Source organism: Streptomyces sp. 7N604, from assembly GCF_052245475.1.
Taxonomy (GTDB): Bacteria; Actinomycetota; Actinomycetes; order Streptomycetales; family Streptomycetaceae; genus Streptomyces.
Window position 1 is genome coordinate 1 of the sequence record NZ_JBQQBX010000072.1, and the last position, 10,251, is coordinate 10,251.

General features: G+C 68.0%; 8 protein-coding genes and 5 pseudogenes. 6 read left to right on the forward strand and 7 right to left on the reverse strand.

Features of this window, described 5'->3' with window-relative positions:
* Positions 1–560: 560 nt before the first annotated feature.
* On the forward strand, positions 561–1,295 hold the full coding sequence (locus ACTWP8_RS37775; RefSeq protein ID WP_443326576.1) for a transposase family protein: 735 nt from the start codon (positions 561–563) through the stop codon (positions 1,293–1,295).
* Positions 1,296–1,408: 113 nt separating this feature from the next.
* Here the strand turns inward: ACTWP8_RS37775 and ACTWP8_RS37780 are convergent.
* Positions 1,409–1,624, reverse strand: a pseudogene (locus ACTWP8_RS37780) (transposase); the annotation flags it as partial.
* Positions 1,625–1,659: 35 nt separating this feature from the next.
* On the opposite strand from ACTWP8_RS37780, the pseudogene ACTWP8_RS37785 reads away from it, so the two are divergent.
* A pseudogene (locus tag ACTWP8_RS37785) lies at positions 1,660–2,123 on the forward strand (GNAT family N-acetyltransferase); the annotation flags it as partial.
* 337 nt (positions 2,124–2,460) lie between these two features.
* On the opposite strand, the pseudogene ACTWP8_RS37790 reads toward ACTWP8_RS37785, so the two are convergent.
* Together ACTWP8_RS37790 and ACTWP8_RS37795 are read right to left on the reverse strand one after the other, a co-directional pair.
* Positions 2,461–2,957: pseudogene (locus ACTWP8_RS37790) on the reverse strand (DUF2637 domain-containing protein); the annotation flags it as partial.
* A gap of 482 nt (positions 2,958–3,439) precedes the next feature.
* On the reverse strand, positions 3,440–3,562 hold the full coding sequence (locus ACTWP8_RS37795) for a hypothetical protein (RefSeq protein ID WP_443326577.1): 123 nt from the start codon (positions 3,560–3,562) through the stop codon (positions 3,440–3,442).
* 134 nt (positions 3,563–3,696) lie between these two features.
* Between ACTWP8_RS37795 and ACTWP8_RS37800 the strand changes: the two genes are divergently transcribed.
* Entirely contained in the window at positions 3,697–5,433 is a 1,737-nt protein-coding gene (locus ACTWP8_RS37800; RefSeq protein WP_443326578.1) for a helix-turn-helix domain-containing protein, read from the forward strand.
* Between the two features lie 146 nt (positions 5,434–5,579).
* Here ACTWP8_RS37800 and ACTWP8_RS37805 read toward each other — a convergent pair whose 3' ends face one another.
* The gene (locus tag ACTWP8_RS37805; protein ID WP_443326579.1) at positions 5,580–6,332 is read right to left on the reverse strand and encodes a hypothetical protein; all 753 of its coding nucleotides are present in this window, start codon (positions 6,330–6,332) and stop codon (positions 5,580–5,582) included.
* Between the two features lie 55 nt (positions 6,333–6,387).
* Positions 6,388–6,633, reverse strand: a complete 246-nt coding sequence (locus ACTWP8_RS37810; protein WP_443326580.1) for a twin-arginine translocation signal domain-containing protein — start codon at positions 6,631–6,633, stop codon at positions 6,388–6,390.
* 634 nt (positions 6,634–7,267) lie between these two features.
* Between ACTWP8_RS37810 and ACTWP8_RS37815 the strand changes: the two genes are divergently transcribed.
* From ACTWP8_RS37815 to ACTWP8_RS37825, 3 genes are all read left to right on the forward strand, one after another.
* Entirely contained in the window at positions 7,268–7,777 is a 510-nt protein-coding gene (locus ACTWP8_RS37815) for a hypothetical protein (RefSeq protein WP_443326581.1), read from the forward strand.
* Between the two features lie 866 nt (positions 7,778–8,643).
* Positions 8,644–8,955, forward strand: a complete 312-nt coding sequence (locus tag ACTWP8_RS37820) for a class I SAM-dependent methyltransferase (RefSeq protein WP_443326582.1) — start codon at positions 8,644–8,646, stop codon at positions 8,953–8,955.
* Positions 8,922–9,152, forward strand: coding sequence for a hypothetical protein (locus ACTWP8_RS37825; protein ID WP_443326583.1), 231 nt, complete (start codon positions 8,922–8,924; stop codon positions 9,150–9,152). Before ACTWP8_RS37820 ends, ACTWP8_RS37825 begins: the two co-directional genes overlap by 34 nt.
* On the opposite strand, the pseudogene ACTWP8_RS37830 reads toward ACTWP8_RS37825, so the two are convergent.
* Positions 9,149–10,090 (reverse strand): annotated as a pseudogene (locus ACTWP8_RS37830) (IS5 family transposase). The gene ACTWP8_RS37825 and the pseudogene ACTWP8_RS37830 sit on opposite strands and share 4 nt — an antisense overlap.
* Positions 10,091–10,159: 69 nt before the next feature.
* A pseudogene (locus tag ACTWP8_RS37835) lies at positions 10,160–10,251 on the reverse strand (transposase); the annotation flags it as partial.

Here is a 10,251-nt window from a genome sequence, read left to right on the forward strand (position 1 = left end):
CAGGCCCGCTGGACCAGCCGCTGGAAGACCGCCCTGAACGCCTTCGACATCACCTTCGACGGCCGACTCTCAGCAGCCCGTCAGTAACCCCAACCACCCTGGTTACACCGTTCGATTGACAGACCCGTCGACGGCATCCATTTCACCCAGGCCAACAACCAAGCCCTGGGCAGTTCGTTGGCCGATGCAGTCTCAAGGTTGCTATAGATCTCCAAGCCAGGGTCATCCTGGCCAGGGAGGAGTCCATGCCATCCACGCGCACACCGTAGGCGTCGGCGAGGAGGAGGCGGTGGTGCCACGGCCGGAGACCACATCGAGACGCGGCAATCCCTGATTCAGCCCAACCGTTTGCCTGCGAACTGCGGAAGCCGGAAGGAAGGGCCACATACCCGTCAGTGGTGTCAGTTCTCATCGACATCTTCCGGTTCTGTGATCGACAAGTGCTGCCCAAACTCGTCGACAAGTGGTGTCGGTCTCGACTACGAAGCCAGGTGTCTCTGTGACGCGTTGGTGGTGCTAAAGCGTGTTGCAGAAGGCCGTGGTCAGGGCATTTCCCTTGTATGGGTGGGGTGTTGAGGGCCGAGCCGGTGTGGGTGGAGACGTTCACCGGGCTGCGTGCGGATCAGTTTGGGCGGTTGCTGAGGGCGGTGCGTGAGCGGGGTGGGGAGGGTACCGGCTGGGGCCGTCCGTGGTGTCTGCCGCTGGCCGAGCGGGTTCTGCTGGTGGCGGTGTACTACCGCACGAACCTCACGATGCGGCAGCTCGCGCCGCTGTTTGGTGTCTCGCCTGACACCGTGTGTCGGGTGATTCAGCGGGTGGGTCCACTGCTTTCGCTGGAGCCGGTGCATGCGCCGACCGGGGCCGTGGACCGGCTGCGGATCGTGGACGGCACCTTGATCCCGGTGCGTGACCGGAGCGTGGCCGCCTTCTCGCGTAACTACCGGTTCTCGGCGAACGGGCAGGTCATCGTGGATGCGGACACGCGCCTGGTGGTGGCCGCGGCTCATCCGGTGCCCGGCACCACCGCCGACGCCAGGGCCTGGCGAGACTCCGGACTGGCCGAACACTGCCAGGGCGTCACGGTGCTCGGCGACGGCGCGTACATCAATACGGGACTGGTCGTGCCGCACCGCAAACGCCCAGGGCGCGCACTGCTGAAGGGCGAGGAGGAGGACAACACCTTCGCCCGGATGAAGAACTACAAGATCCTCCGCGACTGCCGGCAGCGCGGCGGCTGCCTCCACCACGCGATCCAAGCGGTCGCTCACATGCACAACCTCGCCCTCGCCGCATGATCCGCAAGACCCGGCGCACACCTGAACCTGCCTGCTCACAGCCTTCTGCAACACGCTTTAAGGACTGTCCCGCAAATGATCTACACCTGGTGGTTGACCGACCTGATTGTGGTTCACCCGGTCAGGGTGAGGTTGTGCAGGCGGGCGATACCGAGCATGGCATGGTGGACCCCGTCGCCTTTGAGACGGCAGTCGCGGAGGCTCTTCCACCCCTTCATGCGGGCGAAGGCGTGTTCGATGCGTGCTCGGACCTTGCGATGCGAGCGGTTGTGCTCTTCTTTCCAGACTGAGAGCTCGGCCCGGCCGCGCTCCCGGCGATGCGGGATCAACGATGGTTCAGACGCCGTGATCACACCATGCACGTCTGGAGGCGGACGCCACCCCGTCGGCTCCCGCACTCGTACTGCGTCCCTGGCAGCTGCGGACGCTTCCGACTTGGTCGATCTGCATCAGGATCACGCCCTCCGTCGCTGGACGAGTTCAGCCGTGGACGACGAGGCAGGTGCGGCACAGTGGGTACGCGATCAGCAACGGGGTTGGGAGAGAGGCAACCGCTTCGGATTCGCCATCGTCGAATCCCAGGCTCACGGGGCAGAGTGGCAGTTGGTGGGTCACATGGTTCTCAAGAACGTCACCCCTGGCACTTCTTCGGCCGAGGTCGGCTATTGTACGGCGGCGCATGCACGCGGCCGGGGAGTGGCTCCCCGGGCACTGCAAGTCTTGACGGACTGGGCCTTCACTACCTTCGCCAGTGACGGACTGACGCGACTGGAACTCCTGCACCAGGTGGACAACGCAGCGTCATGCCGCGTCGCTCAGAAGAGCCGGTAGGCCGTACCGGTCGTGCAGCGTCAGGGCGAACTGCCGCGCGTTCGGGTAATCCCCGAAGTTGATGACGACGTCCCGGAGGGCCTGGGCGAATGTCTCGGCGGGCCCGGTTCGGCGGGCACTGGCGTAGCGGCCGCCGGGGGCTTCGCCACCGCGGCGGGCTCCGCCTCGATGTGCGGCCGCGGCGCAGCAGCAGCCGCTGCGGCTGCCCCATCGGGATCCTGCCGGGGCTCGGCGGCGGGTTTGGCTTCGAGCTGGACGGCGGCACCTTCGAGTTCGCGGCGCTGCTCACGGTCCACCGCGGTCCGGGCTTCGTCCACGATCGGCGCCGGCAGGGCGGGAACCTCGATGCCAGCCGCGGCGAGACCCGCGGGCCCCGTCTGGGAGAGCGGTATGCCGCAGCGCACGAGTCGCAGCGGCATGAGGGACTCCACCGGGGCCTTGCGGCGCCAGGCGCGGCCGTAGTGGGCGCGGAGGCGGGCCTGGTAGACTAGGCGGTCCTGCTCGAGCCTTGTGACCTCGTCGTAACTGCGCAGCTCCCACAGCTTCATGCGGCGCCACAGCCGGAAGGTGGAGGGGAAGGCGAGCAGCCAGCGCGCGATGCGTACCGACTCCATATGCCGGTCGGCGGTGATGTCGGCGATCCGGCCGATCGCGTGCCGGGCGGCTTCGATGCCGACGACGAAGAGGACCGGGATGACGGCGTGCATGCCGACGCCGAGGGGATCGGGCCAGGCAACGGCGCCGTTGAAGGCGATGGCCGCCGCCGTCAGCAGCCAGGCAGTCTGCCGCTAGCAGCGGGAACGGGATCCGAATCCAGGCCAGCAGCAGGTCTCCGGGGCGCGGATCCACTCGTACGCCTCCTCATCCAGCGCCTGGCCCTCCGGCCGGTCGCGACCCCACAGGGCGAAGGGGACCGGGTGCTCGGGCGGGGCCTCCGGCGACGCCGGGTCCACCGGCACGGTCAACGAGCCGGGCATCGGACCGGAGACGTAACGGCCGGTCGCCGCGTCCTGGACCGCGCGCGTGGGCGGTCGCAGCGCCTCCATCAGAGCCATCCCGCAGGTGGCACCGCCTCCGCGGGGGGGTGAGGACCCGGGTGGCGTAGGTGCCCAGGACCCGGGCGACAACACGGCCCCAGTCCCCCCCTGCCGCCCTCCCGGCGCGTCGCCCGAAGGCTTCCCGGCCTGGCGGCCGTTGCCGGCGCGCCCCCACCGGTCGATACGCCGCCGTAGCGAGCCAGGCTGGTCCAGCTGGTGAGCGGCGAGCCGGCCATCCAAGCCCGCCAGGCGACCACCGGGCGGGGGCGATTGTGGTCATCCCTGTGGATCGGTGAAGCGGTCCAGCAGCCACGCGACGGCGGCACGGGTTGCACCGGTCACGGCAGCCGCGAGGATAGCGAGCCTGTAGCGGTGTGCGGGCGGGTGGTTGGTGGGCATAGGGTCAACTCCCCATCGGTGGCCGGACGTTCTTGTTCCGCGTGGGCGGTGGGATCAGGCTCGTACGGGTCTGGGGAGTTGCAGCAAGCGTCACGCGTTGCCACCTACGGCAACGCCAGGGGTGGGATGTAGCCGTGGGCGAACTGGAGACGCTGGGTGAGAGCTCGTCATGTGAAGCAGTCGCGTTGGGGAGGGAGCTGCGGGTTCTCCATAGCGCTCTGGGTATCTCTGTGCGCCGGTACGCATCCCGTTGCCACTTCGATCCGGGCACGGTCTCGCGATTCCTCAACGGCAAGCGGGTTCCGCCCTGGGGGTTCGTGATGGGGCTGCTCACGGAGGTGGCTGAGCACCGTGGCGAGCCGGCCACGCCGGAGGCCATCGCGCATCTGCGCCAGCTGCACCGGAAGGCGATCACGGTCAGCGCGGCTACGGGTCGGGTGCAGGAGCTGCAGCACCTGCTGGAGGAGACTGACGAGCAGGTACGCGAGTATCAAGCGCGGGAGCAAGCGACTGCCGAGCTGTTGCAGGACCGGCAACGCCGTCTCCAGCAGGTGCGGCTGGAGATGCGGGCGGTGGAGGCCGCGCGGGCGGTCGATCGGGAGGAGCACGAGACCGTCCTGGCCGAGCAGCAGCGGGCGCAGGACCGCCTGCGCGCCGAGCGTGATCAGCTGCAGCGGCAGGTGACGCGTCTGACCAAGGAGCTGGCCGATGCGCAGCGGGCAACGGCGCTGGCCGAGGAACGCTGCGCCCAGCTGGAGCGGCAACTCGACGCCGCCGAGGAAGCCGAACGCCGCGAAGAACCGGAGGACGTCCCGCCGCATCCGCGACCGAGTCACCGTCCGGGACGCCGAGAGGGACCGCAGGAGAGCGTTCAGCACCCCTCGCCCGAGGAGATGGCCCACCTGGTGCGCCAACTCATCAAGGCAACGGGGCTGCGCTTACATAGGCTGGCAGTCCGGACCCACTCCTCGGCTCAGTCCTGGTCGGCGTACCAGCGCGGCGTGCGGCCGATCCCCCCTGACGCCGTGCGGGAGCTGCTGAGAATGTTGCCGTACTCGACGTCGGCCGAGCTGATGCAGCGCGCGCACCGTCTGCTGGAGGCACTCGAGACAGCGCAGCCAGCCGCCAGCCCTACGGCTCCCCGCGAGCCCGACAGCAGTGCGAGGTCAGAGCAGGCGTCACAGAAGGGATCCAAGCTTGAACCCCGCGCAAGCGACGTGGGGCAGCCGAGTGGGCAGGAAAGGCCTCGGCCCACGCCCCGGTCCTCCACGATTCCGAAATCCAGGGTCATCGGTGAGACCCCGGCAGTTCGGCAGCAGCCGACCGCCGGCGGGAAGTCCCCTGGCAGGCAGGTGCCCCCGAGGCCTCATCGGTATTGGATCGGTGGCCTCATTGTCCTGGTGCTCGCGATGGCCTGGAGTGGTTTCTTTACCTATAAGCGATACACAGAGGACGTCAGCTACGTGATCCGCTATCACGCAGGAGAAGCACCCTCCGAGAGACATTGCGTTAGCTTGCTCTGCTCTGGCGAAAGCGGCTGGTACTGGACATTGTCAGCCGGGGAGAAGACCGGAGCCGTCCTCGAAGCCGAAGACGCCAAGAGCAGTCTCGTCCTCAGCGGAGATCTTCAACTAACTGGGAGCGACTGCAACGAGGCGCAGGTGGCGTGGGAGATCACGACCACCGAGCCAGCCGCTACGCCCATCGCTGCGGGAACCCTGCGGAGCGGTAGCAAGGAGCGTCCGCTCACCGAATCCGTTCCTCGCTCGGCGGACCGCGTGGTGCTTAAAGTGGAACGTACCGATCGCGAAAGCTGTGACGCCGACTTGAGATGGAACAACCCTGGCCTCAACAAGTCACCAGTGTCTTAATGGGGCACGTCCAAGGTGAGTCCAGCAGGTCTCGTCCACGCCCCGATTCCCCGCCGGGTCTACGTCCGTCCCGCGATGGACGCCAAGAAGGGCCCGTTCAGCAAAGTGCTGGTGTAGGACGCAGGCCCGGCGGCCCCCGCAGCGCCTTATACCGCCTCGCGGAGCCAGGTGCGGGCGCGCTCGTCGAATTCCAGCGCCGGACGGGCACCGTGCGAACGGAACTGGTCTAGGTCCGAGCGCATCGACTGAACTGACTTGCGGGTGCGGGACGAGCGGATGCCGGTCATCGTGTCCAATGCCTTTTTCCAGGTCATGCACGCCGCCTCGATCTTCCCTTGCTGGAGCTGAGCGTGGCCCTCGGCAGCGGCCGAAAGTGCGGCGATCCGCTGGTGCGCCGTCGGTCCGTACCGCTTTCGGGCATCCGCGTGGTGTGCCTCCGCAGCTGGGTGGTCGCCTACCCGGGCGTAAATCTTTGCCGTGTGGGAATCGACTGTGGCTGACGGTGCTCCCCACAGCGAGGCCCAGCCGGTCATTTCCCCGACCTCGCCATGCGCTGCCAGGTCGCGGGCGCGCTCCGCCTCGTGGCGCGCGGCGGCGAAGCGGACGGACTCGGCGAGCGCGCGGGCGCGGCAGATGACGAACAGGCTCTGGGTTGCCGGATCGACACCGCGGCTCAGGCTGAGCGCGGTGTCGGCGAGCCCGAGGACGTGTTCGGGACGGCCGTTGTCCATAGCGTGGTGGGCGAGGATGCGCAGGACGTACGCCTGATCCGCCTGGTTGCCGGAGTGACGGGCGAGGCTGAAGGCCTGTAGGTAGTAGCGCTGGGCGAGGCCGTGTTCGCCGGCGTCGTATGCCTTCCATCCGGCCAGGTAGGCCAGGGATGCGGCGGCCGACAGCATCTCCTTGTGGAGGGCTTCGGTCTGGAACCGCGACTTACACAGGCGCTGCACGTCGTCAGTGAGGTATTGGACGACGGTACTGCGCCCGTGCTGCCCGCCATGGCGCTCGTCGATGGGCCGTGAACATCGCGACCATGTCCCGGACAGCTTCGACCTCGGCGGCCCCGACGATGCCACCGGTGAGGGCGCGCTCAGTGCGGGCCTGGATCTCGCCTGCCACGCCCAGAGGCAGGGCGGCGCCAGCCACGGAGTAGGCGGCCTTGGTCAAAAAATCACGTCGCTCGATGTCAGCTCTCCCCAATCCGCTCCAGCGTCTCCACTGGATCGTCTTCGACGGTAAGCCCCAAGTCGGCCTGGTCGGAATGGTCGTCAGCTGACGTGAGCCCAGATCGTGAAGAGTTAAGGGTCGGGCGAGCCTCCGAGAGGAATTCGTACAGATAGCGTGCCGTGGCGGCGTTGGGAGGAGTACCGCCGACCCAGTACGAGACGCTCGCCTTGCTGGTGCGGATCCAGTGTTCGCCAGAGGCAGTCGCCACAGCTCGGGTGCCTCGGGCGAGTGCTTCGTAGCTCAGTCCCGCTTGCTGGATCGTCTGCAGGAGTTTGATGTTGCGTGACCGGGTAATGACTCAACGCTAGTGCATTGCCAAGGCAGTTGGGCCATCGAACGCATTCGAACGACATTGAACGCGTTGAACGCGTTGAACGCTTTCCATCTTGCCCTCATCTGGTCGCGCTACGGGCGGCACGGGAGTTCACTGATCACGTCGAGCAAAGGAAGCCTTGGCCGGGAATCCGGCTTCCGCGCTCGTGTCCCCCGAAGGGCGGACCGCTGACGTGGCGGCAGCCCGCCCGCTTAACCAGCGACGGAGATGACGATGCGAGGCATGGCAAGGCCGGTACGGGATACGACGTGGATGGACTGTGACAACGCCTCCATGGGCCTCCTCTCCGATGGCCCCTTTGTCGAGGTCGCGCCCGGCCTGCGGCTGATGCGTCTGCGGGAACGGTTCAACGAGCCGGTGTTCGCCCACCGTCCGACGACTAGGCCCCGGCGTGTCGTCGTCTATGTCCGCATGCTCAGTGGCGCCGACCCGGCTCCGGTGTTTGAGGTCCTGGAGCAGGAGGCCAACAGGTGCGGCTGGCAGGTGGGGCACCTGTTCCACGACGAGACCGGCCCGCTTGCTCCGCAGCAGTCCCCGGGCTGGTTGAAGGCCCGCAAGTTGCTGCACGAAGGCTTCGCGGACGGCGTGCTGTTCCAGGACCGCAGTCACATCAACCGGGATGACGCCGAGTACCAAACCGAACTGACCTCGTGGCCGATCGCCAGTGCTTCACGGCGCTGGTCATGCCCGAAGAGACGACGTGAAGAGACCCCGTCCGGTGGATGGGCGAGTGGCATCAGCCGACCCCCAGACCGTGCGCACCGTGGAGGCAACCATGCTTGAGGGAGACCGAGACGGCCCGCCCCAGATCATCCCGCCCGGCGCTGCTCCGGCGCGCCTTCCACGGCGTAGGCCCCAAGAAGCTGCCCAGAAGCTCGATGAGCAGCACGCGTCCCGGATGCGCGAGCGCCCGCCGGACCTGTTCCACGTCCCCGGCGCCCCGCAGAAGTGGAGGCTCCTGCACCGAGTCCTCACCAGCGAGGAGCCCGAGACACGATGGTCATCGGGTTAACCCTCGTCGTCGCGATGGGCGCGCTCGTCCATTTCGGTCCGGAGTGAAGGCGGCGCCCGTGATCGCCGTACGCGAGAAGAAGCGTCTTCCGCGGCTGCGGTTCGCGATCCGGCATCCGATCAGGACGCTGCGCCGCAACCAGGGCAAATCCATCGACCGCACCGGGATCGGGCTGCTGCAACTGGCGGGCATCGGCGTCTTCGTCGTCGTTGTCCTCGCATGGCTGGCTGTCCAGTTCTACTCGGCGCCCCCTGAGCCGGTCATCTCCGTGCCGCTGGACCCTACGTTGCGCGGAGATGACCCACCAACTGGGCTTCCTCCGACCCCGTCGAGACCGCCGTGCACCCACACGGGCCCGGTCCAGGGGTGCCCCGGCGGAGGAAGCAGCCCCGCTCTCCGGCCCAACGTTGTCCGAAATTCCGACGGCGTGAGGAGCGGGTGCCCCGGCCGCCGCTCACTTCGGGTGCGAGCGGCGGCCGGCCCAACCCCCCAATTGCCTCCCGTACCGCGATGAAAGGTCCTCCACTCATGCCCGCCACCGACTGCACGCCGACAGAGCCGCCGACGGCCGTCATGACGGGACCCGTCTCGGCCAAAGTCTGGGGACGCCTGGGCGGCGGAGGGCCGTACCTCGCACATGGTGAGCGACAAAGAGGCCACGCTCTTCACGCGGTACATCCCGGATCGTCGCGGCCGAGTCGCGATCGACGCGGGGTGCGGCAACGGAAAGTTCTCCCGCCAGTTGCGGGCCTTCGGATACCACGTGACTGGCTTCGACTTCTCCACCGTCTCCCTTAAGGCGGCCCAGCGAAGCGGGTTCGGACTCGGCTTGGCCTACCTGCGCCACGACCTGGACTCCGGCGATCCCCCGGCCTGCCCGCTCACGGCATCGACCTGGTCGTGTGCCGTGAGGTCTTGCCGTTGCTCGCGGAGCCCGAGGGATGGCTGAACCGGGTGCGCGACCACTGGCTCCGACCGGGGGGACATGCGTACCTCGCCATCCCGACCGGCGACGAACGCACCCTTGAGCGCGGGCAGATGACCATGCCGGAGATCGCCCGAATTTGCGAAGGCTGGGCGTCTGTCGTCCGCTACAACCTCTTCGGCACTCTTACCTGCCTCGTCCTGCGCAGCCACGGCCTCTAGGGAGCTTCTGATGGCTCTTGGACGGTGTCGCGGACCCAGATGACGATCGCGGTAACGGCCAGGGTGCCGTTGAAGATGTAGTCGCGCATGTCGTATCGGGTGGCCACGCACGAAACCGCTTCCGCTTGTTGACGCCCCGTTCGGCGGCGCTGCGGCGACGGTACTGGGCTTTATCGAAGGCCGGGGGCCGGCCCCCGGCCCGGCCCCACCTGCGGCGGTGGGGACGCTGGTCATCGGGCGGGGCGATGGTCGCCTTGATATTCCGCCGCCGCCGGTAGGCACGGTTGTCGCCGGCTGGAGTAGGCCTTGTCGCCGCGCAGGCGGTCCGGACGGGTGCGCGGGCGGCCGGGTCCGTGCCGCCCGATCCGCAGCCCCTCCAGCACGGGGATGAGCATGGGGCCGTCACCCCGATGGCCCGGCGTGGTCTGCCAGACCTGCGGGCGGGCCCGATCGTCGGCCAGCAGGTGGACCTTGCTGGTCAGCTCGCCCCGGCGAGCGCCCCAGCGCCTCGCGCCCATCGGCCTCCACACGCGCCCCGCCCCCTTTTGAGGGAAGTCGTGCGGGGGCTGGTGCCGGGCCCCGGCCGCATGCTGATGCGCGCGGCAGAAGGTGGAGTCGATGTTCACGCCCGCTCCGCCTGCGCGGAGTGGGCCAGGGCCCCGTCGGGGTCGGCGGCGTCCGCCTCGATCTGCAGCTCGGCCAGGATCCGCCGCCAGGTGCCGTCCGCCGACCAGCGGCGGTGCCTCTCAGAGACGGTCTGCCAGGGGCCGTACCCGCTCGGGCCTGTCCGGCCAGGGAATGCCGGTACGGGCCCGGTACAGCACTCCGTTGATCACTTGTCGATGATCGGCCCACTGCCCGCCGGGCCTGCCATTGGCGGGCAGTAACGGCTCGATCCTCCGCCACTGAGCGTCGGTCAGTTCATGTTGCCGCACCATAAGGCGGGCCTGCCCAGTCCCAGCACTGATCCACCTACTGAGGTTGAACTCGTGGTGTCGTGTCGTTGCTCAGGCGGGTCTGATGGTCAGGCCGGTCTCGGCGAGGCAGCCGTCTATGAGGTGGCTGCGGTACTGGATGTGCCGTAGGCCGCGTCGGATGC